Annotated in this window: 18 protein-coding genes and 1 tRNA gene; 16 read left to right on the top strand and 3 right to left on the bottom strand. The window is 72.0% G+C overall.

Annotation, left to right across the window (positions count from 1 at the left end; translation table 11 throughout):
- Window positions 1-40: 40 nt before the first annotated feature.
- The 4 genes from gltB to M3666_RS08845 all read left to right on the top strand — a co-directional run bounded on the left by gltB (window position 41) and on the right by M3666_RS08845 (window position 9,056).
- Window positions 41-4,516 (top strand): glutamate synthase large subunit, encoded by a 4,476-nt coding sequence (gltB, locus tag M3666_RS08860; RefSeq protein ID WP_251155141.1) that lies wholly within the window; start codon window positions 41-43, stop codon window positions 4,514-4,516.
- Between the two features lie 95 nt (window positions 4,517-4,611).
- Window positions 4,612-6,069 (top strand): glutamate synthase subunit beta, encoded by a 1,458-nt coding sequence (locus M3666_RS08855; protein WP_066654496.1) that lies wholly within the window; start codon window positions 4,612-4,614, stop codon window positions 6,067-6,069.
- Between the two features lie 139 nt (window positions 6,070-6,208).
- Complete coding sequence (pyk, locus tag M3666_RS08850; protein ID WP_066654495.1) at window positions 6,209-7,654, top strand: pyruvate kinase; 1,446 nt, start codon at window positions 6,209-6,211, stop codon at window positions 7,652-7,654.
- A 325-nt stretch (window positions 7,655-7,979) separates the two neighbouring features.
- Window positions 7,980-9,056 (top strand): VIT1/CCC1 transporter family protein, encoded by a 1,077-nt coding sequence (locus tag M3666_RS08845; RefSeq protein WP_251155024.1) that lies wholly within the window; start codon window positions 7,980-7,982, stop codon window positions 9,054-9,056.
- Window positions 9,057-9,144: 88 nt separating this feature from the next.
- Here M3666_RS08845 and M3666_RS08840 read toward each other — a convergent pair whose 3' ends face one another.
- Complete coding sequence (locus M3666_RS08840; protein ID WP_158407755.1) at window positions 9,145-9,717, bottom strand: HdeD family acid-resistance protein; 573 nt, start codon at window positions 9,715-9,717, stop codon at window positions 9,145-9,147.
- A 223-nt stretch (window positions 9,718-9,940) separates the two neighbouring features.
- Here M3666_RS08840 and M3666_RS08835 point away from each other — a divergent pair, with 223 nt between their 5' ends.
- From M3666_RS08835 to M3666_RS08825, 3 genes are read left to right on the top strand one after another with little or no spacing between them, the layout of a single operon-like run.
- On the top strand, window positions 9,941-11,482 hold the full coding sequence (locus tag M3666_RS08835; RefSeq protein WP_066654488.1) for an aldehyde dehydrogenase family protein: 1,542 nt from the start codon (window positions 9,941-9,943) through the stop codon (window positions 11,480-11,482).
- Window positions 11,482-11,895 carry a DUF779 domain-containing protein gene (locus M3666_RS08830; protein WP_251155023.1) on the top strand — a complete coding sequence of 138 codons (414 nt, stop codon included), beginning with the start codon at window positions 11,482-11,484 and terminating at the stop codon, window positions 11,893-11,895. The genes M3666_RS08835 and M3666_RS08830 overlap by 1 nt, the downstream gene beginning before the upstream one ends.
- Before the next feature lie 54 nt (window positions 11,896-11,949).
- Window positions 11,950-13,158, top strand: coding sequence for a GAF domain-containing protein (locus tag M3666_RS08825; protein ID WP_251155022.1), 1,209 nt, complete (start codon window positions 11,950-11,952; stop codon window positions 13,156-13,158).
- 84 nt (window positions 13,159-13,242) lie between these two features.
- Here M3666_RS08825 and M3666_RS08820 read toward each other — a convergent pair whose 3' ends face one another.
- Window positions 13,243-13,791, bottom strand: a complete 549-nt coding sequence (locus M3666_RS08820; protein WP_251155021.1) for a hypothetical protein — start codon at window positions 13,789-13,791, stop codon at window positions 13,243-13,245.
- Between the two features lie 149 nt (window positions 13,792-13,940).
- Between M3666_RS08820 and M3666_RS08815 the strand changes: the two genes are divergently transcribed.
- The 6 genes from M3666_RS08815 to M3666_RS08790 all read left to right on the top strand — a co-directional run bounded on the left by M3666_RS08815 (window position 13,941) and on the right by M3666_RS08790 (window position 18,517).
- Window positions 13,941-14,624 carry a response regulator transcription factor gene (locus tag M3666_RS08815; RefSeq protein ID WP_235426333.1) on the top strand — a complete coding sequence of 228 codons (684 nt, stop codon included), beginning with the start codon at window positions 13,941-13,943 and terminating at the stop codon, window positions 14,622-14,624.
- On the top strand, window positions 14,621-16,234 hold the full coding sequence (locus M3666_RS08810; protein ID WP_251155020.1) for a HAMP domain-containing sensor histidine kinase: 1,614 nt from the start codon (window positions 14,621-14,623) through the stop codon (window positions 16,232-16,234). Before M3666_RS08815 ends, M3666_RS08810 begins: the two co-directional genes overlap by 4 nt.
- On the top strand, window positions 16,231-16,788 hold the full coding sequence (locus M3666_RS08805) for an MOSC domain-containing protein (protein ID WP_251155019.1): 558 nt from the start codon (window positions 16,231-16,233) through the stop codon (window positions 16,786-16,788). Before M3666_RS08810 ends, M3666_RS08805 begins: the two co-directional genes overlap by 4 nt.
- Window positions 16,789-16,829: 41 nt before the next feature.
- A tRNA-Leu gene (locus tag M3666_RS08800) sits at window positions 16,830-16,910 on the top strand.
- Between the two features lie 285 nt (window positions 16,911-17,195).
- Window positions 17,196-17,801 carry an ANTAR domain-containing response regulator gene (locus M3666_RS08795; protein WP_022903868.1) on the top strand — a complete coding sequence of 202 codons (606 nt, stop codon included), beginning with the start codon at window positions 17,196-17,198 and terminating at the stop codon, window positions 17,799-17,801.
- Between the two features lie 245 nt (window positions 17,802-18,046).
- Window positions 18,047-18,517 carry a GNAT family N-acetyltransferase gene (locus M3666_RS08790; RefSeq protein ID WP_251155018.1) on the top strand — a complete coding sequence of 157 codons (471 nt, stop codon included), beginning with the start codon at window positions 18,047-18,049 and terminating at the stop codon, window positions 18,515-18,517.
- A 4-nt stretch (window positions 18,518-18,521) separates the two neighbouring features.
- Here M3666_RS08790 and M3666_RS08785 read toward each other — a convergent pair whose 3' ends face one another.
- Window positions 18,522-18,947: a PaaI family thioesterase gene (locus M3666_RS08785; protein ID WP_066658268.1), complete on the bottom strand. Its 426-nt coding sequence runs from the start codon at window positions 18,945-18,947 to the stop codon at window positions 18,522-18,524.
- A gap of 55 nt (window positions 18,948-19,002) precedes the next feature.
- On the opposite strand from M3666_RS08785, the gene polA reads away from it, so the two are divergent.
- From polA to rpsA, 3 genes are all read left to right on the top strand, one after another.
- On the top strand, window positions 19,003-21,675 hold the full coding sequence (gene polA, locus M3666_RS08780; protein ID WP_251155017.1) for a DNA polymerase I: 2,673 nt from the start codon (window positions 19,003-19,005) through the stop codon (window positions 21,673-21,675).
- Between the two features lie 236 nt (window positions 21,676-21,911).
- Complete coding sequence (locus tag M3666_RS08775) at window positions 21,912-23,591, top strand: DUF885 domain-containing protein (protein ID WP_066654471.1); 1,680 nt, start codon at window positions 21,912-21,914, stop codon at window positions 23,589-23,591.
- Window positions 23,592-23,840: 249 nt separating this feature from the next.
- Window positions 23,841-25,316: a 30S ribosomal protein S1 gene (gene rpsA / locus M3666_RS08770; RefSeq protein ID WP_066654468.1), complete on the top strand. Its 1,476-nt coding sequence runs from the start codon at window positions 23,841-23,843 to the stop codon at window positions 25,314-25,316.
- The last annotated feature ends 82 nt before the right edge of the window (window positions 25,317-25,398 follow it).

The raw sequence follows: 25,398 nt of genomic DNA, 5'->3' as shown, positions 1-25,398 counted from the left end.
GTACGACCCGGCGAACGAGAAGGACGCCTGCGGCCTCGCGATGGTCGCGACGCTCCGCGGTACCGCGGGGCACGACATCGTCGACGCCGCGCTGGGTGCACTCCGGAACCTCGAGCACCGCGGCGCCGTCGGTTCCGACGCGGGCACCGGTGACGGCGCGGGCATCCTGTGCCAGGTGCCGGACGCGTTCCTGCGCGACGAGGTGCCGTTCGACCTGCCCGCCGCGGGGGAGTACGCCGTCGGGACGGCCTACCTGCCCGTCGACGAGGACGAGCGCCACGCGGTGAAGGGTGCGGTCGAGCGCCTGGCCCGCGAGGAGGGCCTGAAGGTCCTCGGGTGGCGTGCGGTCCCGGTGCGGCCCGAGGTCCTCGGGACGCTCGCGCGCGCCGCGATGCCCGCGTTCGAGCAGCTGTTCGTCGCCTCCACCCGACACGACGTGCACGGCGCCGCCTGGAGCGGCATCGCCCTCGACCGGCAGGCCTTCCGGCTGCGCAAGCGCGCGGAGCACGGCGTCGAGGTCTACTTCATGTCGCTGTCGAGCCGCACCATGGTCTACAAGGGCATGGTCACGACGCTCCAGCTCGAGCCGTTCTACCCGGACCTCAGCGACGAGCGCTTCGCCTCGAAGCTCGCGATCGTGCACTCCCGCTACTCGACGAACACCTTCCCGTCGTGGCCGCTGGCGCAACCGTTCCGGACGCTCGCCCACAACGGCGAGATCAACACCGTCCGCGGCAACCGGAACTGGATGCGGGCGCGCCAGTCGCAGCTCGAGAGCGAGCTGCTCGGCGACCTCGCACCGCTGCTGCCGATCGTCAGCCCGGGCGCGAGCGACTCGGCGTCGTTCGACGAGACCCTCGAACTGCTCACGCTGACCGGCCGCAGCCTGCCGCACGCGGTGTCGATGATGGTGCCGGAGGCCTGGGAGAACCAGGTCGGGATGGACCCCGACCTGCGGGCGTTCTACGAGTACCACTCGATGCTCATGGAGCCGTGGGACGGCCCGGCGGCCATCACGTTCACCGACGGCGCGGTCGTCGGCGCGACGCTCGACCGCAACGGCCTGCGTCCCGGGCGTTTCCTGGTGACCGACGACGGCCTCATCGTGATGGGCTCGGAGACGGGCGTCATCGACGTGCCGCCGGGCAAGGTCGTCCGCAAGGGCCGCCTGCGTCCGGGTCGGATGTTCGTCGTGGACACCGAGGCCGGGCGGATCATCGAGGACGACGAGGTCAAGCGCGAGCTGGCGACCGCGGGGCCGTGGGCGCAGTGGCTCGACGAGGGGCGCATCAACCTGAGCGACCTGCCGGAGCGCGAGCACATCGTGCACACCCCGGCGTCGGTCACCCGGCGACAGCGCGCGTTCGGCTACACGGAGGAAGAGGTCCGCATCCTCCTCCGCCCGATGGCGCAGACGGGTGCGGAGCCCCTCGGCGCGATGGGCTCGGACACGCCGATCGCCGTGCTCTCCGAGCGCCCGCGCCTGCTGTTCGACTACTTCACGCAGCAGTTCGCGCAGGTGACGAACCCGCCGCTGGACTCGATCCGCGAGCAGGTCATCACCTCGATGGGCATGGGCCTCGGGCCGGAGCGCAACCTGCTGAGCGCCGGCCCCGAGCACGCGAAGCAGATCGTGCTCGACTTCCCGGTGATCGACAACGACGAGCTCGCGAAGATCCAGCACTTCGAGACGGAGTCCGGTCGGCACCTGACGGTGACGATCAAGGGCCTGTACCGCGTCGACGCGGGCAAGAAGGCGATGCAGAAGCGCATCGCCGCGGTCTGCGACGAGGTCGACCAGGCGATCGAGTCGGGCAAGCAGTTCATCGTGCTGTCCGACCGTGACGGCAACGCCGAGCAGGCACCCGTGCCGAGCCTGTTGCTGCTCGCTGCGGTGCACCACCACCTCATCCGCACCGAGCAGCGCATGAAGGTCGGCCTCATCGTCGAGGCCGGCGACGTGCGCGAGGTCCACCACGTCGCGACCCTGATCGGCTACGGCGCCTCGGCGATCAACCCGTACCTGGCCATGGAGACCTGCGAGAACCTCGTGCGCTCGGGGATGATCACCGGGATCACCCCGGAGCAGGCCGTCCGGAACGTCATCAAGGCGCTCGGCAAGGGCGTGCTCAAGATCATGTCGAAGATGGGCATCTCGACGGTGTCCAGCTACGCCGGCGCCCAGGCGTTCGAGGCGGTCGGGCTCAGCCAGGAGTTCGTCGACCGGTACTTCACCGGGACGTCGTCCATCCTCGGTGGCGTCGGGATCGAGGTCATCGCCAAGGAGAACGCCGAGCGGCACGCCCAGGCGTACCCGCAGGACGGCGCCGTGCTGTCGCACGAGCGGCTGCAGACCGGCGGCGAGTACCAGTGGCGCCGTGAGGGTCCGCCGCACCTGTTCAACCCGGACACGGTGTTCCGGCTCCAGCACGCCACCCGTGCCCGCCGGTACGACATCTTCCGCGAGTACTCGCAGGCGGTCGACGACCAGTCCGAGGAGCTCATGACGCTCCGCGGTCTGTTCCGGTTCCGTCACGGCGTCCGGAAGCCGATCGCGTTGGACGAGGTCGAGCCGATCGAGTCGATCGTGCAGCGGTTCAACACCGGCGCGATGTCCTACGGGTCGATCTCACAAGAGGCCCACGAGACCCTCGCGATCGCGATGAACCGCCTCGGTGCGCGCTCGAACACGGGCGAGGGCGGCGAGGACGTCGAGCGTCTGCTCGACCCCGAGCGTCGCAGTGCGATCAAGCAGGTCGCCTCCGGTCGGTTCGGCGTCACGAGCATGTACCTGACGCACGCGACCGACATCCAGCTGAAGATGGCGCAGGGCGCGAAGCCGGGCGAGGGCGGGCAGCTGCCGCCGACGAAGGTGTACCCGTGGGTCGCCCGCACGCGGCACGCCACCGCCGGCGTCGGACTCATCTCGCCGCCGCCGCACCACGACATCTACTCGATCGAGGACCTCAAGCAGCTGATCTTCGACGTCAAGCGGGCGAACCCGGCCGCGCGCGTCCACGTGAAGCTCGTGAGCCAGTCCGGCATCGGCGCGGTCGCAGCGGGCGTGACGAAGGCGCTGGCCGACGTCGTGCTCGTGTCGGGCCACGACGGTGGCACCGGCGCGTCCCCGCTCAACTCGCTGAAGCACGCGGGCACCCCGTGGGAGATCGGTCTCGCCGAGACCCAGCAGACCCTGATGCTGAACGGCATGCGCGACCGGGTGGTCGTGCAGGTGGACGGGCAGATGAAGACCGGCCGTGACGTCGTCGTGGCGGCGCTGCTCGGCGCCGAGGAGTACGGCTTCGCGACGGCTCCGCTCGTCGTCGAGGGCTGCATCCTCATGCGCGTCTGCCACCTGGACACGTGCCCGGTCGGCGTCGCGACGCAGAACCCGGAGCTCCGGAAGCGCTTCACGGGCAAGCCGGAGTTCGTCGTCAACTTCTTCGAGTTCATCGCGCAGGAGGTCCGGGAGCTCCTCGCCGAGCTCGGCTTCCGCACGCTGGACGAGGCGATCGGGCAGGTCGACGCGCTCGACACCGACCGTGCCGTCGAGCACTGGAAGGCCTCCGGTCTCGACCTCGCGCCGGTGCTGCACGGACCGGAGTTCGGCCGCGACGAGCCCCGACGCCACCTGCGTGAGCAGGACCACGAGCTCGACGAGCACTTCGACGTGCAGCTCGTCCAGCAGACGGCGGACGTGCTGGAGCACGGTGGTTCCGTTGCGCTCGACCTGCCGATCCGCAACACGGAGCGCGCGGTCGGCACCATGCTCGGCCACGAGGTCACGCTGCGGCACGGCGAGCACGGCCTGCCCGCCGGGTCGATCGACATCACGCTGCGCGGCTCGGCCGGGCAGTCCCTCGGTGCGTTCCTGCCCTCCGGCATCACGCTCCGCCTGGTCGGGGACAGCAACGACTACGTCGGCAAGGGCCTGTCCGGCGGCGCCATCGTCGTCCGTCCGGACACCGAGTCGGCGTTCGAACCGTCGGAGAACGTCATCGCCGGCAACGTCATCGGCTACGGCGCGACCCAGGGCAGCATGTTCATCCGCGGCATCGTGGGCGAGCGCTTCCTCGTCCGCAACTCCGGCGCGACCGCGGTCGTCGAGGGCGTCGGCGACCACGCACTCGAGTACATGACCGGCGGGCTCGCACTGATCCTGGGCGAGACCGGACGCAACCTCGGCGCCGGTATGTCCGGCGGCACCGCGTACGTGCGCGGCCTCCGTCGGGAACACGTGAACGCCGACGCGCTGGCGACCGGTGAGCTGCGGCTCGAGGAACTGGACAGCGCCGACGTCGAGATCGTCACCGACCTGCTCCGGCAGCACCTCGCCGAGACCGGGTCGACCGTGGCCGGCGACCTGCTCGACTCCGGCGACCTCGGCGACTTCGTCAAGGTGCTCCCGCGGGACTACGCCGCCGTGCTCGCGACCCGCCAGCAGGCGGTCGACGAGGGCCTCGACCCCGACGGCACCGTCGTCTGGAACCGCATCCTGGAGGTCACCGGTGGCTGACACGACCCGGGACGCCGTGCGGACGCGCATCCCGACCGACGCGGACACGCAGACCCACACCCCCGTCCAGACCCAGACAGAGCAGGAGGCGAACCATGGCTGACCCGAAGGGCTTCCTCAAGGTGCAGGAGCGCGAGCTCCCGCCCCGCCGTCCCGTGCCCGTGCGCCTCATGGACTGGAAGGAGGTCTACGAGCAGCAGGAGTCCGGTGCCCTGAAGCGACAGGCCGGTCGCTGCATGGACTGCGGCGTCCCCTTCTGCCACCAGGGCTGCCCGCTCGGGAACCTCATCCCGGAGTGGAACGACCTGACCTGGCGCGGTGAGGGTCGACAGGCGATCGAGCGTCTGCACGCGACCAACAACTTCCCGGAGTTCACCGGGAAGCTCTGCCCGGCCCCGTGCGAGGCGTCCTGCGTGCTCGGCATCAACCAGCCGCCGGTCACGATCAAGCAGGTCGAGGTCTCGATCATCGACGAGGCGTACAAGAACGGCTGGGTCACCCCGCACCCGCCGGAGCGCCTGACCGGCAAGACCGTCGCGGTGGTCGGGTCCGGCCCCGCCGGTCTCGCGGCCGCCCAGCAGCTCACGCGCGCCGGGCACACGGTCGCCGTGTACGAGCGCGACGACCGCATCGGCGGCCTGCTGCGCTACGGCATCCCGGACTTCAAGATGGAGAAGCGCCAGATCGACGCGCGCCTCGCCCAGATGCAGGCCGAGGGCACCCGCTTCCGCGCCGGTGTGGAGATCGGCGTCGACATCACCTGGGACGACCTGAAGTCCCGCTACGACGCGGTCGTCGTCGCGACGGGCGCCACGGTGCCGCGCGACCTGCCGATCCCGGGGCGCGACCTCGAGGGCGTCCACTACGCGATGGACTACCTCGTCCAGCAGAACAAGGCGAACGCGGGGACCACCGTCGACAACCAGCTCACCGCCGAGGGCAAGCACGTCGTCGTCATCGGCGGTGGCGACACCGGCGCCGACTGCATCGGTACGGCCCACCGTCAGGGCGCCCTGAGCGTGACGAACCTGGCGATCGGCAAGCAGCCGCCGCTCGAACGTCCGTCCGAGCAGCCGTGGCCGATGTTCCCGACGGTGTTCGAGGTCACGAGCGCCCACGAGGAGGGCGGCGAGCGGCACTTCCTGGCGTCGACCGTCGAGTTCCTCGGCAACGCCGCCGGCGAGGTCCGCGCGCTCCGGGTCGCGGAGACCGAGTACCTCGACGGCCGGCGCGTGCCGAAGGCGGGCACGGAGCGCGAGATCCCCGCCGACCTGGTGCTCATCGCGATGGGCTTCACCGGTCCGGAGACCGACACGATCGAGCCGCAGCTCGGGCTCCCCGCCACGGTGTCGGGCGCGGTCGCGCGCCAGGCCGACTACTCGACGAACGAGCCGGGCGTGTTCGTGGCGGGCGACGCCGGCCGTGGCCAGTCGCTCATCGTCTGGGCCATCGCCGAGGGACGCGCGGCTGCGTCCAAGGTCGACGAGTACCTCGAGGGCTCGACGATCCTGCCGGCGCCCGTCAAGGCCACCGACCGCGCGCTCACGGTCTGACGCCGTGAACGCCCCCGGAACACCGGTCCACCGATGAGCAGCAGGCCACCGGCACTCGATAGGGTGCTGGTGGCCTGCTCTCGTTCCGCGCGGCCCCACAGCGCGGAAACCGGCACCACCCACCACACGAAGGAATCCATTGAGACGCGCAAAGATCGTTTCGACGCTCGGTCCGGCTACGTCGGACTACGAGACCGTCAAGGAGATCATCGAAGCGGGCGTCGACGTCGCCCGCCTCAACCTCAGCCACGGTGACTACAGCGTCCACGAGGCCAACTACGAGAACGTCCGTCGCGCCGCGGAGGACCTCGGCAAGCCGGTCGCGATCCTCGTCGACCTGCAGGGTCCGAAGATCCGTCTGGCGAAGTTCGCCGACGGTCCGCACGAGCTCGCGGTCGGTGACGTCTTCACGATCACGACCGAGGACGTCCCCGGCTCGAAGGAGATCTGCGGCACGACGTTCAAGGGCCTGCCGCAGGACGTCAAGCCCGGTGACCCGCTGCTCATCGACGACGGCCGTGTGCGCCTGCGCGTGCTCGACACCGACGGCGTGCGTGTCCGCACCGAGGTCGTCGTCGCCGGTACGGTCTCGAACAACAAGGGCATCAACCTGCCCGGCGTCGCCGTCAACGTCCCCGCGCTGAGCGAGAAGGACGAGGCGGACCTCCGCTGGGCGATCCGTCAGGGCGCCGACCTCATCGCGCTGTCGTTCGTCCGCAACGCCTCGGACGTCGTCCGCGCCCACGAGATCATGGACGAGGAGGGCAAGCGCCTCCCGATCATCGCCAAGGTCGAGAAGCCGCAGGCCGTCGACGCCCTCGAGGAGATCATCGACGCCTTCGACAGCATCATGGTCGCCCGTGGTGACCTCGGCGTGGAGCTCCCGCTCGAGGCCGTCCCGATCGTGCAGAAGCGCGCCGTCGAGCTGTCCCGTCGCATGGCGAAGCCGGTCATCGTCGCGACGCAGATGCTCGAGTCGATGATCTCGTCGCCGATCCCGACCCGCGCCGAGACCTCCGACGTCGCGAACGCCGTCCTCGACGGCGCGGACGCCGTCATGCTCTCGGGCGAGACCAGCGTCGGCGAGTACCCGGTGCAGACGGTCCGCACCATGGCCCGCATCGTCGAGTCGACCGAGGACCACGGCCTCGAGCGCATCGCGCCGCTCGGCACGAAGCCGCGCACGCTCGGTGGCGCGATCACGCTCGCCGCGGTCGAGATCGCCGAGTTCACCGAGGCGTCGTACCTCTGCGTCTTCACCGAGTCCGGCGACTCGGCCCGCCGCATGTCCCGACTGCGCCACGGCCTGCCGATCATCGCCTTCACCCCGAACGAGGCCACGCGTCGCCGCATGGCGCTCACCTGGGGTGTCCGCTCGTTCCTCGTGGAGCGCAAGACGCACACCGACGAGCTGTTCTCGCAGGTCGACGACGTGCTGCTCGCGAACGGCCTCGCCGCCCCCGGCGACCGGGTCATCGTGACGGCCGGTTCGCCCCCCGGACTCGAGGGTTCGACGAACGACCTGCGCGTGCACCGCGTCGGCGACGCGCACGCCGAGGCGGCTCCCGCCTACGTGCGGGACTGACCCCGGTCACCGCACCCGGTCACCACGCCGACAGGGCGCGGACGGGAGGCACGGCGCAACACCGCGCACGACCTCCGGTCCGCGCCCTGTCGCGTGTCCGCCCGTGCGTCGCGTCGAGTCACCGGCGTGCCGACACGCCGGCGTCGCTGTGAGACGGGCCGGAGCGAGCGACACGCCGCCGGATCTGGCGGCGTCTCGTCGGGACGGCGGCGTCTCGTGGGGACGGCGGCGTCTCGCCCGGTCCGCGGCGGTCTCGACACGCAGGAACCGGCCACCCGCGGTGCGGCGCGACCGCGCGTCGGGCCGAGCGGGCAGGATCGGTGCTGTGAGCCTCCAGGACGACCGCCCCACCGCACCCACCGCAGCGGACGTCCGCCGCTGGCGCCGCTACCTGGCGGACGAGCGGGCGGAGGCCGCGGTCTACCGGAACCTGTCGACCCGCAGGACCGGAGAGGAACGCGAGATCCTCGCCGCACTCGCCGACGCCGAGGGCCGGCACGAGCAGCACTGGCTCGACCTGCTCGGTGACGACGTCGGGCGGCCGCTCCGCGGCAGCCTCCGCACCCGCGTCCTCGCCGCGCTCGCGAAGCGGTTCGGTTCCGTGTTCGTCCTGGCGCTCATGCAGCGTGCCGAGGACCGTTCGCCCTACGCCGACGACGACGACGCGACCGCGCGCATGGCGGCCGACGAGCGGATCCACGGCGAGGTCGTCCGCGGCCTCGCGAACCGCGGGCGCATGCGGTTGTCCGGCACCTTCCGCGCAGCGGTGTTCGGCGCCAACGACGGACTCGTCTCGAACCTCGCGCTGATCATCGGCATCAGTGCCTCGGGCGCCGATCGGCACTTCGTGCTGCTCAGCGGCATCGCCGGGCTGCTCGCCGGCGCGCTGTCCATGGGGGCGGGGGAGTACGTCTCGGTGCGGTCCCAACGCGAGCTGCTCGACGCCTCCGCACCCCACCCCGAGGCCGGGCGCGCGGTGGCCGACCTCGACGTCGACGCGAACGAGCTCGCGTTGGTCTACCGGGCCCGGGGCATGGACGAGGCCGCGGCGCAGGAGCACGCGGCCGAGGTCCTCGGCGGTCGAACGGTCACGGCAGCCGCCGCGACCGACGACCACGAGGCGGTGGGGAGCGGCACGAGTGCGGCGGTGTCGAGCTTCTGCTTCTTCGCCTCGGGCGCGATCATCCCCGTGCTGCCGTACCTGTTCGGGCTCGAGGGCTGGCCGGCGATCGTGCTCGCGGCCGTGCTGGTCGGCATCGCGCTCCTCGGCACCGGCGCGGTCGTCGGCGTGCTCAGCGGCGCGTCGCCGCTGCGGCGGGCGCTGCGCCAGCTCGCGATCGGCTTCGGCGCCGCCGTCGTGACGTACGGCCTCGGCCTGCTGTTCGGGACGGGCAGCGCGTAGCCGTCACCCGGCCAGGCCTGCTGTTCGGGACCGGCAGCGCGGAGTCTGCACCCGGTCGGCGGTCACCGGTCGTCGGGGCTGGCGACCCTCACCGCCGGTCGGTGCGACCGGTGCCGACCGCCTCACGGCGGACCGCAGCGCGCGGCGGCAGCAGGAGGAGCGCGGCCGCGCCGACGCCGATCAGCGCGATGCCGGAGAACACCGTGAAGACCGACAGCGCGAGCGCCGGCGCGACGAGCACGACCACGCCGCCGATGCACGACAGCAGGCCGCTCACCACGGTCGGCGATCGCGAGGAACCGGGGTGGCCCACGACGGCACCGACGAGCGCGGCGACGCCCTCCACGAGGAACCCCACCCCGGCCAGCACCGCGTAGACGAGGAGCGGGACGGCGGGAGCGAGGAGCGCGACGAGTCCCGCCACCCCGACGAGCCCGCCGACGGCACCCGCCGTCCACCGCCACACCGCGGACGTCCCGTGCCCGCGGACCGCGGCGACCACGCGCATCGTGCCGGCGACCACGAGGTAGACGCCGAAGACGAGGGCGACGAGCACGATCGACGGCGCGGGCCAGACGACGGCCACGATGCCGAGCACGATCGCGACGACGGCCGTGGCGACGACGAACGCACGGAAGGACCGCACGGCGCGAGAGTCCACGGGTGCCCCTTCCGCTCGGTCCGCGAGGACACCGACGGTACCCGGGGGCGGTCGCCGGTGTCCGGGGGAGGCCGCGGGCGCTCTGGGGAGGTCACGGGCGCCCGGGGCGGTCGCCGGCGCCCGGGGTCGCCACCCGGCGCAATCGCTTGCAACCCCCGGCGTCGTACCGTCGCCGCAGGTGCTGGACCAGCGCCACCGACAGCGTCGTCGAAAGGTGTCCACCATGACCATCGCAGCATCGCCATCGACCTACGCCGCACCCGGCGAGGACGGGGCGCTCGTCTCCTACCGTTCCCGGTACGACCACTTCATCGGCGGCGAGTACGTCCCGCCCGCCGGCGGCCGGTACTTCGAGAACCCCACGCCGGTGACGGGCAGGGTCTTCACCGAGGTCGCCCGGGGGGACTCGACCGACGTCGACCGGGCGGTGGAGGCCGCCTGGAGGGCCTTCCCCGCCTGGTCGCGCACGAGCGTCGCCGAGCGCGCCGGCATCCTCAACCGGATCGCCGACCGGATGGAGGCGCACCTCGAGGAGCTCGCGGTCGCCGAGACCTGGGAGAACGGCAAGCCGATCCGCGAGACCCTCGGCGCGGACATCCCGCTCGCCGTCGACCACTTCCGCTACTTCGCCGGGGCGATCCGCGCGCAGGAGGGCTCGACGGGGGAGATCGACCACGACACCGTCGCCTACCACTTCCACGAACCGCTCGGCGTCGTCGGGCAGATCATCCCGTGGAACTTCCCGATCCTCATGGCGGTGTGGAAGCTCGCGCCCGCCCTCGCCGCCGGCAACTGCGTCGTGCTCAAGCCCGCGGAGCAGACGCCGGCATCGATCCACGTGCTGGTGGAACTGATCCGCGACCTCGTGCCCGCCGGGGTCCTCAACGTCGTGAACGGGTTCGGCATCGAGGTCGGCGCGCCGCTCGCCCAGCACCCGGACATCCGCAAGGTCGCCTTCACGGGGGAGACCACCACCGGCCGGCTCATCATGCAGTACGCCTCGCAGAACCTGATCCCGGTGACGCTCGAGCTCGGCGGGAAGAGCCCGAACGTGTTCTTCGCCGACGTCGCGCAGGAGCGGGACTCCTTCTACGACAAGGCCCTCGAGGGGTTCGCGTTCTTCAACCTCAACCAGGGCGAGGTCTGCACGTGCCCGTCCCGGGCGTTGGTGGCGCGCGAGATCTACGACGGGTTCGTCGCGGACGGGCTCGACCGGGTGCGCGCGGTCAAGCAGGGACACCCGCTGGACCCGGCGACGATGATCGGTGCGCAGGCGTCGAACGACCAGCTCGAGAAGATCCTGAGCTACATCGACATCGGGAAGCAGGAGGGGGCGAAGCTGCTGACGGGCGGCGAGCGGGCGGACCTCGGCGGTGACCTGTCCGGCGGCTACTACGTGCAGCCCACCGTCTTCGAGGGCGACAACGCCATGCGCATCTTCCAGGAGGAGATCTTCGGCCCCGTGCTCGCGCTCACCAGCTTCGACGGCTACGACGACGCCATCCGGATCGCCAACGACTCCCTCTACGGGCTGGGTGCCGGGGTCTGGAGCCGCGAGGCGACGACGCTCTACCGCGCCGGGCGTGACATCCAGGCCGGTCGCGTGTGGTCGAACACCTACCACCAGTACCCGGCCGGAGCGGCCTTCGGCGGGTACAAGCAGTCCGGCATCGGGCGCGAGAACCACAAGATGATGCTCGAGCACTACCAGCAGACGAAGAACCTGCTCGTGTCGTACGCCGACGGTCCGATGGGCTTCTTCTGATGCCCGACCCGGACCGCCCGGCCGCGGCGCGCGTCGCGGTGACGCCGGCGGCGGGGGAGCTCCTGCGCTCCCTCGCCGCCCGGCACGGGCCGCTCATGTTCCACCAGTCCGGCGGCTGCTGCGACGGGTCGAGCCCGATGTGCTACCCGGTCGGGATGTTCCGGACGGGGCCGGCCGACGTGCTCCTCGGCGCGCTCGACGTCGACGGTGCCGGCCCCGTCGAGGTCTGGATGTCACGCGCGCAGTTCGAGTACTGGAAGTACACGCACCTGACGATCGACGTGGTCGACGGTCGGGGCGCGGGCTTCTCGCTCGAGGTGCCGGAGGGCAAGCGGTTCCTCACGCGGTCGCGCATGCTCACCGACGACGAGCTCGACGACCTCGGTCTGGTCCCCGCGGACCACCGGACGTAGGCTGACCCCGTCGACCGCGACGACGCGGCGGACGTCTCGTCACGAGGAGGCCCGATGCGCGCACCCGCGGGGCTCCGTCCGCTCGTCGCCGCGTCCTGGCGTCGTTGTGCCCGGGTCGACCCGGACGACCGGCCGTCGCTGGCGCTGGGGCCCGACGAGCTCGACGCGCTCCGCCGCCACGGGCCGCTCGGGACAACACTGCCCGTGGTGCGGCGGCTGCTGCTCGACGACGTGCGGTCCGCGGGGTGCGTCGTCGCCGTCACCGACGCCGCCGGGCGTCTCGTCTGGGTCGACGGCGCGCGTCCCGCCCGCAGCGCAGCCGAGGACATGGGCTTCCTGCCGGGTGCGGACTGGGCGGAGGAGCGCGCCGGCACGAGCGCGCCCGGTACGGCCCTGCGGCTCGACCGGGCGGTGCAGATCCACGCGGACGAGCACTGGGCGACCGCCGTCAAGGCCTTCTCGTGCACGGCGGTGCCGCTCCACGACCCGACCGGCGCCGTCGTCGGGGCGCTCGACATCACCGGCGACGCGCGCGCGGTCGAACGCCACACCCTGCCGCTCCTCGTCGCCACGGCCGCGGTGGCCGAGGCGGAACTGGCACTCCGGGCGGTGCAGGGCCTCCGCACCCCCGGACCGACCGGGGACGTGCCCCGTGGACGCGGCCGCGGTGCGCCGTGTCCGGCCGTCGGACTGGCCCTCCTCGGCTCGGACACCGCGACACTGACCTCCGACGGGCGCACGGTCCGGCTGTCGGAACGGCACTCGGAGATCCTCGCGGTGCTCGCATCGACGCCCGGCGGCCTCGCGGCGGCGGACCTGGCGGTCGCCGTGTACGGCGACCGCGGTGCCGTCACCACGCTCCGTGCCGAGGTGGTGCGCCTGCGTCGCGTGCTCGCGGCGCACGCCCCCGGTGCGACGGTGACCTCGCGACCGTACCGACTCCAGGGGCTGCGGACGGACGTCGACTCCGTCCTGTCCGCGCTCGACCGCGGGGCGCGCCTCCAGGCCGTCGACCGGTACGTCGGCCCGGTCCTGCCCGGTTCCGTCTCGCCGGGCGTCGACGACCTGCGCGACCGGGTCAGGACGCGGTTCCGTGAGGCGCTCGTCGCCGACGGCGGCGTCGAGGCGCTCCAGGCGTGGGCGCGGACGGCGGACGGCGCCGCCGACGCGCAGGTGCTGCGCGCGCTGCTCGCGGTCCTGCCGCCGCGGTCGCCGCGTCGGTCGGCCCTGGTGGCGGCGATCGAGGCGCTCGACGGATCGTGACGGGCGACCCGGCCCGGCCGGGAGGCGCGCCACGCGTCGACCGTCCGGCCGACGACGCGCGCCTCCCGCACCGGGTCGTCCCGCTCAGGACCCGGAGGTCGGTGCCGGGGTGGCAGAGCCGTCCGTGCCGCCGTCCCGGTCCGGCTGCGGCGGCTCCGGGGCGTCCGTGCCCTTCGGCGGCGTGGGTGCGTCGCTCTCCTCCGGCTTCGGCGCGTTCCCGTCCTTCGGCTTCGGCGCGTCGGAGCCCGTGGGCGGCTTCGGGGCGTCCGCGCCCTCCGGCGGGGCGGGGACGGCGCCGTCCTTCGGCTTCGGGGCGTCGCCGGCCGCGGGCGGAGCTGCCACGCAGCCCGGAGCCGGAGCGGCGCCCTCCGCGCCCTTCGCGCCGGGACCGGGGGCACCCTTCGTGCCCGGCGTGGGAGCACCGGAGGGTGCACCACTCGGTGCGCCGCTCGGCGCTCCCGTCGGTGCGCTCGTGGCACTCGGTGCGCCGGAGCCGTCCGCGACGGCAGCGGTGACGCCGAGCCCGCCGAGGAGCAGCGCCGCGGCGGCCGCGGAACCGATCCCCACGCGACGCAGGGTGCGCCGACGGCGGTCGGGCGCGGTGACGGGCTGGTCGTGTCGTTCGTCCTGCATGGTGTGCCTTCCGTGTCGGTGTCGGCGGACCGGGGCGGTCCGGCGACGAGGACGACGGTCGAGCTCGAACCTGAAGCAGGACTGAAGCACAGGCTTCGTCCAGCGTCCTCCATGCTGCTTGCGGGCAGTGCCCACCTACCGTGTCCGCCGTGAACGCACCCGCACGTGTCCTGGTGGTCGAGGACGACGACTCCCTCCGCACCGCCGTGGCCGCGACCCTGCGCGCCGAGGGGTTCGTCGTGACCGAGGCCACCGACGGCCGGGCGATCGCCGAGGACCTCGACCGCGCCGCTCCCGACCTCGTCCTGCTGGACTGGATGCTGCCCGGACCGAGCGGCATCCTGCTCGCGGCACGGATCCGGACGCGGTCGGACGCCGCCGTCGTGATGATGACCGCCCGCGACGAGCTCGACGACCGGCTGCGCGGCTTCGCCGAGGGGGCCGACGACTACGTGGTGAAGCCGTTCGCGATGGCCGAGCTCGTGGCACGCGTCACGGCCGTGCTCCGCCGCCGCGGTCGGGTCCCGTCGGTGATCGAGGTCGGCGACCTCGTGCTCGACCCGGAGGGCGCGACCGTGCGACGCGCCGGCGTCCTGCTCGACCTGACGGCCACCGAGTTCCGGCTGCTGCGGTTCCTCGCCGAGAGCCGTGGCCGGACCGTCTCCAAGGGGCAGATCACGACGCAGGTGTGGGGCTACGAGGACATCGCGCCGAACCTGGTCGAGGTCCACCTCAGCGCACTCCGCCGCAAGATGGAGGTGCACGGTCCCCGGCTCGTGCACACGGTCCGCGGGCTCGGGTACCGGCTCTCCGTCGACCGGGGCGCGGCGTGACCGCGGTCGACCGACGGCTGCGCACGTCCTCGCTGCGACTGCGGACCGTGGTCGCGGTGCTCGTGCTGCTCGCGGTGCTGCTGGCCGGGCTCGTCGTCGCGGTCGAGGCGGTGCTCGGCGCGCGACTGCGTGCACAGGTCGAGGACCGACTGCGGGACCGGGCTGCCGCCGCTGCCGCACTCGTGGGGGTGCTCGACGCGGACGACCTCGCCGACCGCTTGTCGGCGCAGGGCCTCTCGGTGCGGATCGTGCAGCCCGACGGCGCCGCGGTCGAGGCCGGGCCGACACCCGACCAGCTGCGCTCCGGACCGCCCGACCCCGGGCAGCTCCCGGGTCCGGCGCCTCGCGACCGGTCGTCCTCCAGCGGCTCGACCGGGGCTGCCGACGCCGGTGCAACGGCGTCGTCCGGTGCGACGGCGTCGTCGGGTGCGTCGGCGTCCTCCGGTGCGACGGCGTCCTCCGGTGCATCGGCGTCCTCCGGTGCGACGGTGGTGTCGTCGCGTGCCAGTGAGGACGACGGCGTGCTCACACTCCGGTCCGTCCTCGACGACGGCACACGCATCACGCTGACCGCCGGCACCCGCGACGTGCAGGAGACCCTGACGCAGCTCGGCTGGGTGATGGGCGGTGCGTCCGCGGTGTTCCTGGGTGTCGCCGTCGTCGGAGTGGTCCTGGTCGTGCGGCGCGCGCTGCGTCCGCTCGACGAGGTCACCGCGACGGCCCGATCGATCGCCGACGGTGACCGTGGTCGGCGGTTGCGCCCTGCCAGGACGGACACCGAGATCGGCCGCGTCGCCGCCGCGTTCGACGAGATGCTCGACGCCGTCGAGGGTGCCGAGGCGCAGGCCGTGGCCGCTGAGGAACGGGTCCGGGGCTTCCTGTCGGACGCCGCACACGAGCTCCGCACGCCCGTCGCCGGCGTCCGCGCAGCGGCGGACACGCTGGTCCGGAGCGGTGGCGACGACCCGGCGACGACCGAGGTGCTCGCGGTGCACGTCGTCCGCCAGGCCGACCGCGCGGCGCGCCTCGTCGACGACATGCTCACGATGGCGCGACTCGACCGGGGGATCGCGCTCGACCGGCGGCCGACCGACCTCGTCCCGTGGCTGCGCGCCGAGGTCGACCGGCTCGAGCTCCGGCTGCCGGGGATCACCATGCACCCCGGACTCCCGACCGAGCCCGTCCCGGTCGAGGTCGACGCCGACCGACTCGCGCAGGTGCTCGGCAACCTCGTCGACAACGCGGCGCGGGCCACGGGCGGGACGGGGACGGTGCGGCTGACCCTCGGCACGGACGCCGACGAGGCGACGCTCGTGGTCGAGGACGACGGGCCCGGCATCCCCGTCGGCGACCGGGAGCGCGTGTTCGACCGGCTCGTCCGACTGGGGGAGTCGCGGGACGTCCGGTCGGGTGGTGCCGGACTCGGCCTGCCGATCGCCCGCGGCATCGCGGTCGCCCACGGTGGCACGCTCGTCCACGACGACGACGGGACGCTCGGCGGCGCGCGGTTCGTGCTCCGCCTGCCCCGCGCGACCCGCGCCGTCGACCCCGGGTCGGGCGCCGACCGGGGTGTCGCTCCGGCCCCGGTGTCTGCCACGATGGGGACGTGAGCGCTCATCAGGAGAACGGACGGATCGTCGCGGTGAGCCGCGACGCCGAGCACCGCTTCAGCAAGCCCGTCGTCGAGGAGATCACCCTCGTCGCGGGGTGGGGCGTCGACGGCGACGCGCACGCCGGGACGGCCGTGCAGCACCGCTCCCGCGTCGCCAGGGACCCGTCACAGCCGAACCTGCGGCAGGTCCACCTGCTCCACGCCGAGGTGTTCGACGAGGTCGCCGCCTCCGGGCACACCGTCGTGCCGGGGGACATGGGGGAGAACGTCACGACCCGCGGCGTCGACCTGCTCGGACTGCCGACCGGGGCCCTGCTCCACCTCGGTGACGCGGCCTGTGTGCGCGTGACCGGGCTCCGGAACCCGTGCCAGCAGATCAACGACTTCGACCCGGGGCTGCTGCGCGCGGTCCTCGGCCGGGCGGAGGACGGCACCGTGGAGCGCAAGGGCGGCGTGATGGGCGTCGTCGTGACGGGGGGCGTCGTCCGCGCGGGCGACGCCGTCCGGGTCGAGCTGCCCGAGGGAGCGCTGCAACCGCTCGCCCCGGTGTGAGGACCGGGGGCGGGGCCGGGCCCTGCTAGCCTGGAGCCCTCGCGAGTGTGGTGGAACGGTAGACACGGGGCACTCAAAATGCTCTGCCTCACGGCGTGCGGGTTCGAGTCCCGCCACTCGTACAAGGTCGCTCACGGCGTGCGGGGCTGGGCGCACCGAGCGTCCCGCCACTCGTACGAGGTCGCTCACGGCGTGCGGGGCTGGGCGCACCGAGCGTCCCGCCACTCGTACGAGGTCGCTCACGGCGTGCGGGGCCGGGCGCACCGAGCGTCCCGCCACTCGTACAAGGTCGCTCACGGCGTGCGGGGCTGGGCGCACCGAGCGTCCCGCCACTCGTACAGAAGTTCGTCGAACCGCGCATCCACAGCTGACGGAAGCCACGCGCTCCGTCTAGTAGGCTCTCGGTCGTGAGTGACACAGAAGCAACCCCCGCAGCACCGCGTCGCGTCGTCGTCGCCGAGGACGAGTCGCTCATCCGTCTCGACATCGTCGAGATCCTCCGCGACAACGGGTTCGACGTGGTCGGGGAAGCCGGCGACGGTGAGACCGCCGTCCAGCTCGCGACCGACCTGCGCCCGGACCTCGTCGTCATGGACGTCAAGATGCCCCAGCTCGACGGCATCTCCGCTGCCGAGAAGCTCTCCAAGAACCACATCGCTCCGGTGGTCCTCCTCACGGCGTTCAGCCAGAAGGACCTCGTCGAGCGCGCGACCGAAGCCGGTGCCCTGGCCTACGTCGTGAAGCCCTTCACCCCGAACGACCTGCTCCCCGCGATCGAGATCGCCCTCTCGCGTCACCAGCAGATCATCACGCTCGAGGCCGAGGTCGCCGACCTCGTCGAGCGGTTCGAGACCCGCAAGCTCGTCGACCGCGCCAAGGGCCTGCTCAACGAGAAGATGGGCCTCACCGAGCCCGAGGCGTTCCGCTGGATCCAGAAGGCGTCGATGGATCGTCGTCTGACGATGCACGACGTCGCGAAGGCGATCATCGAGCAGCTCAGCGCCAAGAAGTAACGAGCACCCGCTCGCTCACGCGGACGTCGGTGCACGGGTACGGGCCGACATCGCGCCGGTCGATCGTCACGTGCAACGTCGGAGGATGCGCCTGCACCGGGTGCGCGCGCATCGTGCGACACCGCACCTGTCGAACGACGCGTTCCGTGTCGGAGACCGCGTGCAGCGGCAGGGCCGCGGCAGAGCGCCGGACGGGAGGCGCGGGTCGGCCCCGCCGCAGCCGCGCCACGTGGCAGGGTGGGGGCATGGACGACGTGGTGATCCGTGCCTCCCGGCCGGAGGACATGCCGACGGTGGCCGACCTGCGTTGGCGGTGGAGCGTCGAGGAAGACGGCGCCGTGCCCACGGTGACGCCCGACGAGTACCGCGAGGCAATGTCGGCCTTCGCCGCCGAGCACGCCGACTCGCACCGGTGCGTGGTCGCGGAGCGCGTCGGGGAGGTGCTGGGGATGGCGTGGCTCGCCGTGCACCCGCGGCCGCCGGCGCCGCACCGGCCGCGCGGACGCGTGACCGCCGAATTGCAGACCGTCTACGTGCACCCCGACCTGCGCGGCGGGGGCGTCGCCGGACGCCTGGTCACGGCCCTGCTCGACATCGCCGACGAACTCGGCGCGGAGCGCACCGCGGTGCACTCCAGCGTCGCCGGTGAGACGCTCTACCGTCGGCTCGGGTTCGGCGATGCCCGCCTGCTGCTGCAGCGACCGCCCGAGGACTGAACCGCTAGCGCCGCTCGCGGATCATGTTCGTGATCCGCACGGTGGAGCAGCGTCGGCCCTCGTCGTCGGTGAGCACGATCTCGTGCGTGGTGAGCGTGCCGCCGAGGTGGATCGCCGTGCAGGTCCCCGTGACCCGGCCGCTCGTCGCACTGCGGGAGTGCGACGCACTGAGCTCGATGCCGACCGCGTAGCGGCCGGGCCCGGCGTGCACGTTCGCAGCCATCGACCCGAGGCTCTCGGCGAGCACGACGTACGCTCCGCCGTGCAGCAGCCCGACCGGCTGGCGGTTGCCCTCGACGGGGATCGACCCGACGGCACGCTCCGCGCTCAGCTCGGTGATCTCCATGCCCATCTTCGTGGCGAGCTCGCCCGTGCCGCGGTCGGAGAGTCGCTCGTCGACGGCTCCGGAGGCGGTCGGTTCGTGGGTCACGTCGTCGGTCACGCTCGCGGACTCCCGTGTCGGATGGCGTCGGTAGGCTGTCCGGGTGTCGGACTCCGCAAAGCCTACCCTCATGGTCATCGATGGCCACTCGCTCGCCTTCCGGGCCTTCTACGCACTGCCGGTCGACAGCTTCGTGAACCGCGAGGGGCAGCACACGAACGCCATCCACGGCTTCATCTCGATGCTGCTCATGCTCCTGCAGCGCGAGAAGCCGACCCACCTGGCGGTCGCGTTCGACATCTCCCGCTTCTCCTTCCGCACCCGCGAGTACGAGGACTACAAGGGCACCCGCTCGGAGACCCCGCCCGAGTTCAAGGGCCAGATCCCGCTCCTGCAGCAGGCGCTCGAGGCGATGGGCATCACGACGGTGACGAAGGAGGACTACGAGGCCGACGACATCCTCGCCACCTTCGCGCGACAGGGTGCCGAGCAGGGGTACCAGGTGTACGTGGTCTCGGGTGACCGCGACTCGATCCAGCTCGTCAACGACGACGTCACGCTGCTGTACCCGTCGGTCCGCGGCGTCTCCGAGCTCACGCGCTACGACCGCGACAAGGTGTACGAGCGGTACGGCATCGAGCCGCACCAGTACCCGGACATCGCGGCGCTCGTGGGGGAGACCAGCGACAACCTGATCGGCATCGACAAGGTCGGAGAGAAGACCGCGGTCAAGTGGGTGACCGCGTACGGCTCCCTCGACGGTGTCCTCGAGCACGCCGACGAGATCAAGGGCGTCGTCGGGAACAACCTCCGCGAGCAGAAGGACCGGGCGATCCGGAACCGCAGGCTGAACCGGCTCGTGAACGACGTCGAGCTGCCCGTCGGACCGGCCGACGTCGCCCTCCGCCCGCTGGACGAGCAGGCCGTCCGCGACCTCTTCGCCAAGCTGCAGTTCCGCACGCTGCTCGACCGGGTCTTCAAGGTCGCCGGTACCGGTGAGCCGAGCGAGGCGAGCGATGCTCCCGGCTCGGTCGACAGCGGCGCGCCGACCCCGCCGAAGGTCACCACGGTCATCGACGAAGAGCTCGGGTACTGGCTCGAGCGCAAGGGTGCGAACGACGCCGAGAACGGGTTCGGCGTCGCGGTCGAGGTCATCGACGGCCGGCTCAGCGCGATCGGCATCGCGACCCACGACGACGCCGTCCTGGTGCCCGGCGGCAGCGGCGCGAAGGACTACGAGCAGCTCGCCGCGTGGTTCGCCTCCGACGCCCCGAAGCACTTCCACGACGCCAAGGCCGCCATCAAGGCGCTCGGCACGGTCGGCATCACGGTGCGGGGCATCGCCGGGGACGCCCGCATCACCGGGTGGCTCGCGCAGCCGGGCAAGCAGGGGCAGCCCCTCGCCGACCTCGTGTACCAGGAACTCGGCGAGGAGCTGCCGACCGCCGACCCGAACCAGCTCGTCCCCGAGACCGAACCGGTCAACGTCGGCGTGCACGCCTGGTACGTCCTGCGGGTCGACACCGCGCTGCGCTCCCGCGTCGACGAGTCCTCGCTGCGGGTGCTCGACACGATCGAGCTGCCGCTCGTCCCGGTGCTGGCGGGCATGGAGACCATCGGCGTCGGTATCGACCGCCCGGTCCTGACCGGGCTGTCGCACGACCTGGGGGAGCGCGCCGCCGAGCTCGCGCAGCAGGCCTTCGCCGAGATCGGCCACGAGGTGAACCTCGGCTCGCCGAAGCAGCTGCAGGAGGTCCTGTTCACCGAGCTCGCGATGCCGAAGACCCGCAAGACGAAGACCGGCTTCTCGACCGACGCGGCGAGCCTGGCCGACCTGCAGGAGCAGCACCCGCACCCGTTCCTCGGACTGCTGCTGCAGCACCGCGACGCCACGAAGCTCCGGCAGATCGTCGACACGCTCGACGCCGCGGTCGTCGACGGACGCATCCACACCCGCTACGAGCAGACCGGCACGAGCACCGGCCGGGTCTCGTCGACGGACCCCAACCTGCAGAACATCCCGGTCAAGACCGCCGTGGGTCGCCGCATCCGGTCGGCCTTCGCGGTCGCCGAGCCGTACACGACGCTCGTGACCGCCGACTACTCGCAGATCGAGATGCGCATCATGGCGCACCTGTCCGGCGACCCGGGGCTCATCCAGGCGTTCAACGAGGGCGAGGACCTGCACCGCTTCGTCGGTGCCCGGGTGTTCTCGGTCGAGCCGGCGGACGTCACGCCCGAGATGCGCACGAAGGTGAAGGCGATGTCGTACGGCCTGGCCTACGGCCTCAGCCCGTTCGGCCTGTCGAAGCAGCTCCGCATCGAGCAGTCCGAGGCGCGCACGCTCATGAACGAGTACTTCGCCCGCTTCGGTGCGGTGCGCGACTACCTCCGGGGCGTCGTCGAGCAGGCCCGTGAGGACGGCTACACCGAGACGATCTTCGGTCGCCGGCGTCCGTTCCCGGACCTGAAGAGCCCGAACCGCGTCCTCCGCGAGAACGCCGAGCGCGCCGCGCTGAACGCGCCGATCCAGGGGTCGGCCGCCGACATCATGAAGATCGCGATGCTCGGCGTCGACGAGGACCTCCGCGAGGGATCGCTCGAGTCGCACCTGCTGCTCCAGGTGCACGACGAGCTCATCCTCGAGGTCGCTCCCGGCGAGCAGGAGCGCGTCGAGGAGATCCTGCGCACCCGGATGGGCGCGGCTGCCGAGCTGAGCGTCCCGCTCGACGTGTCGGTCGGCGTCGGCCCGAACTGGGAGTCCGCGGCGCACTGACGCGCGCGGGTCGCGTTGCGAGCACGTCACGGACGGGAGGCGCGGTGCCGGCTGGCACCGTGCCTCCCGTCCGTCGTCCAGACAGCTCGCGCGCCGCGGTCGCGTCGAGACGCCGCGGTTGCGTCGAGACGCCGCCAGATCCGGCGGCGTCTCGCTCACCGGAGGGCGTCTCGTGTCGACGCCCCCGTCCCGCCGTCCGCAGCTCCGCGCGCCGAGGCGCTCGGTAGGGTCGGGGCATGAGCGAAGACCGACCCGTCCGCCAGCCGTCCGCCGTCGACCGCGTCGCCGAGGACTGGGTGTCCACCCTCGTCGACCTCGACCCGACCGTCGCCACGTACATCGGGGTCCCCGGGCGCACCGACGGCTACGGCGACACCTCGCCCGTCGGCGCCGACGCCCTCGCCGACGCCGCACGTTCCGCGCGCCGGGCCCTCGACGCCGCCGAGTCGACGGACGACGTCGACCGGGTGACGAAGACCGACCTCGGAGCGGAGCTCGACCTGGTCGTGGAGTCGCACGAGCGGAAGCTGCACCTGCGGGACCTCAACGTGATCGCGAGCCCCGCGCAGGAGTTCCGCGACGTCCTCGACCTGATGCCGACCGCGACCACCGACGACTGGCAGGACGTCGCGGGGCGCCTGCACGCGCTGCCGGACGCCCTGGAGGGCTACCGCGAGACCCTGCTGCAGGGCACGCGCGAGCAGGTCACGCCCGCCGCGCGCCAGGTCGCACTCATCGCTGAGCAGGCCGCGCGCAACGGTGCCGAGGACGGGTTCTTCCGCCAGCTCGTCGACGGCGCCGCGCTCGAGGGCGGCGCGCCGCTGCCCGAGTCGCTCCGCGGCGAGCTGGTACGCGGCGCCGAGGTCGCGGCGGCCGCGTACCGGTCGTTCGGCGGCTTCCTCGAGCACGAGCTGCTGCCCCTGGCGACCCCGGTCGACGCGGTCGGTCGCGAGGACTACGAGCTGCACTCCCGACGCTTCCTGGGTGCCGTCGTCGACCTCGACGAGACGTACGAGTGGGGCATCGAGGAGCTCGCCCGGATGCGCGACGAGCAGGAGCGCATCGCGGACCGCATCGAGTCCGGCGCCTCGGTGGCGCGCGCGATCGAGGTCCTCGACGCCGACCCCGCCCGCATCCTGCACGGCACCGACGCCCTGCAGCGGTGGATGCAGGAGACCAGTGACGCGTCGATCCGCGCGATGGACGGGGAGTACTTCGACATCGCCGACCCGATCAAGCGCCTGGAGTGCCGGATCGCCCCGACGCAGGAGGGTGGGATCTACTACACCGGCCCCTCCGACGACTTCTCGCGTGCGGGCAGGATGTGGTGGTCGGTGCCGCAGGGCGTCACGGAGTTCGGCACGTGGCGTGAGAAGACGACGGTCTACCACGAGGGCGTGCCCGGTCACCACCTGCAGATCAGCCAGGCGGTCTACAACCGCGGGGAGCTCAACACGTGGCGTCGGCAGCTGGCCGGACCGTCCGGGCACGTCGAGGGCTGGGCCCTCTACGCCGAGCGGCTCATGGAGCAGCTCGGGTTCCTCGACGACGACGGGGACCGCCTCGGCATGCTCGACGGCCAGCGGATGCGGGCGGCCCGCGTGGTGCTCGACATCGGTGTGCACCTGCAGAAGACCAACCCCGACGGCGGTGGCTGGACGTGGGAGTACGCGCTCGACTTCATGGGCCGGAACGTCAACATGGCGCCGGAGTTCGTGCAGTTCGAGGTCGCCCGGTACTTCGGGTGGCCGGGGCAGGCGCCGTCCTACAAGGTCGGGCAGCGCGTCTGGGAGTCGATCCGCGACGAGCTGGCCGCACGCGAGGGCGCTGCGTTCGACCTGAAGGCCTTCCACCACCGGGCGCTCGCACTCGGCGGGGTCGGCCTGGACACGCTCCGGAGCGCGCTGCTCGACTGACGGCGTGACGGGTCGACGGACGGGAGGCGCGTGGCGGGGTCGCCGCGTGCCTCCCGTCCGTCCTCCGGTCACCCCGCGACACGCGACACGCCCGGTTGTGGGGCCCGCGGCCCTGCGGCTAGACTCAATCGGCGCAATCCGCGCCAACCAACCACTGCCATGACGGCTCGCACCGACGTTCGGTGCGGACCAGGGGGTCGCTCCCTCGCCGTCACGGCCCGACTCATGTCCGTTCGGAGCAATCTCTACATGACAACCACCACGACCAAGGCTCCCAAGCAGGTCGCCATCAACGACATCGGCTCGGCTGATGACTTCCTGGCCGAGGTCGAGAAGACCCTCAAGTTCTTCAACGACGGCGATCTGATCTCCGGAACCGTCGTGAAGATCGACCGCGACGAGGTCCTCCTCGACGTCGGCTACAAGACCGAGGGTGTCATCCCCTCGCGCGAGCTCTCGATCAAGCACGACGTCGACCCCAACGAGGTCGTCGAGGTCGGCGACGAGGTCGAGGCCCTGGTCCTCCAGAAGGAGGACAAGGAAGGCCGCCTCATCCTGTCGAAGAAGCGTGCGCAGTACGAGCGTGCGTGGGGCGACGTCGAGAAGATCAAGGAGTCCGACGGCGTCGTGACCGGCACGGTCATCGAGGTCGTCAAGGGCGGTCTCATCGTCGACATCGGCCTCCGTGGCTTCCTCCCGGCCTCGCTCATCGAGCTGCGTCGCGTCCGCGACCTGACCCCGTACCTGGGCCAGGAGCTCGAGGCGAAGATCCTGGAGCTCGACAAGAACCGCAACAACGTGGTCCTCTCGCGCCGCGCCCTGCTCGAGCAGACGCAGTCCGAGTCGCGCACCACCTTCCTCAACAACCTCCACAAGGGCCAGGTCCGCAAGGGCATCGTGTCGTCGATCGTCAACTTCGGTGCGTTCGTCGACCTGGGCGGCGTCGACGGTCTCGTCCACGTCTCCGAGCTCTCCTGGAAGCACATCGAGCACGCCAGCGAGGTCGTCGAGGTCGGTCAGGAAGTCACCGTCGAGATCCTCGAGGTGGACCTGGACCGCGAGCGCGTGTCGCTCTCGCTCAAGGCCACGCAGGAGGACCCGTGGCAGGTCTTCGCCCGCACCCACGCGATCGGTCAGATCGCACCGGGCAAGGTCACGAAGCTCGTGCCGTTCGGTGCCTTCGTCCGCGTCGCCGACGGCATCGAGGGTCTCGTCCACATCTCGGAGCTCTCGAACAAGCACGTCGAGCTCGCCGAGCAGGTCGTCTCCGTCGGTGACGAGGTCTTCGTCAAGATCATCGACATCGACCTCGACCGTCGTCGCATCTCGCTCAGCCTCAAGCAGGCGAACGAGGGCGTGGACCCGGAGGGCACCGAGTTCGACCCGGCGCTCTACGGCATGCCGACCGAGTACGACGACCAGGGCAACTACAAGTACCCCGAGGGCTTCGACCCGGAGACCAACGAGTGGCTCGAGGGCTACGACACCCAGCGCACCGAGTGGGAGGGCCAGTACGCGGCCGCCCAGTCGCGCTGGGAGGCCCACAAGGCGCAGGTCGCGAAGACCATCGCGGACGAGGAGAAGGGTGGCTTCGACCTCCCCGCCTCGGCCTCGAGCTCGTCCTCGTCCTCGTCGACCTTCTCGAGCGAGTCGAACGGTCAGGGCACCCTGGCCGACGACGCCTCGCTCGCGGCGCTCCGCGAGAAGCTCAGCTCGAACAACTGATCGAGCGGGTCGCACGTCCCGGAAGCCCGGTACCCCTGACGGGGTGCCGGGCTTCCGGCGTTCCACGACGTCCTCGGTAGCC

The sequence above is a fragment of the Curtobacterium sp. ODYSSEY 48 V2 genome (assembly GCF_023712625.1).
GTDB lineage: Bacteria > Actinomycetota > Actinomycetes > Actinomycetales > Microbacteriaceae > Curtobacterium.
This window is presented reverse-complemented; position numbering and strand designations above follow the sequence as displayed.

Coding starts and splice junctions, on each gene's coding strand:
- gltB (WP_251155141.1), top strand. CDS start 41: ATGGTCGCGACGCTCCGCGGTACCGCGGGGCACGACATCGTCGACGCC.
- M3666_RS08855 (WP_066654496.1), top strand. CDS start 4,612: ATGGCTGACCCGAAGGGCTTCCTCAAGGTGCAGGAGCGCGAGCTCCCG.
- M3666_RS08835 (WP_066654488.1), top strand. CDS start 9,941: ATGACCATCGCAGCATCGCCATCGACCTACGCCGCACCCGGCGAGGAC.
- M3666_RS08830 (WP_251155023.1), top strand. CDS start 11,482: ATGCCCGACCCGGACCGCCCGGCCGCGGCGCGCGTCGCGGTGACGCCG.
- M3666_RS08825 (WP_251155022.1), top strand. CDS start 11,950: ATGCGCGCACCCGCGGGGCTCCGTCCGCTCGTCGCCGCGTCCTGGCGT.
- M3666_RS08820 (WP_251155021.1), bottom strand. CDS start 13,791: ATGCAGGACGAACGACACGACCAGCCCGTCACCGCGCCCGACCGCCGT.
- M3666_RS08790 (WP_251155018.1), top strand. CDS start 18,047: ATGGACGACGTGGTGATCCGTGCCTCCCGGCCGGAGGACATGCCGACG.
- M3666_RS08775 (WP_066654471.1), top strand. CDS start 21,912: ATGAGCGAAGACCGACCCGTCCGCCAGCCGTCCGCCGTCGACCGCGTC.
- rpsA (WP_066654468.1), top strand. CDS start 23,841: ATGACAACCACCACGACCAAGGCTCCCAAGCAGGTCGCCATCAACGAC.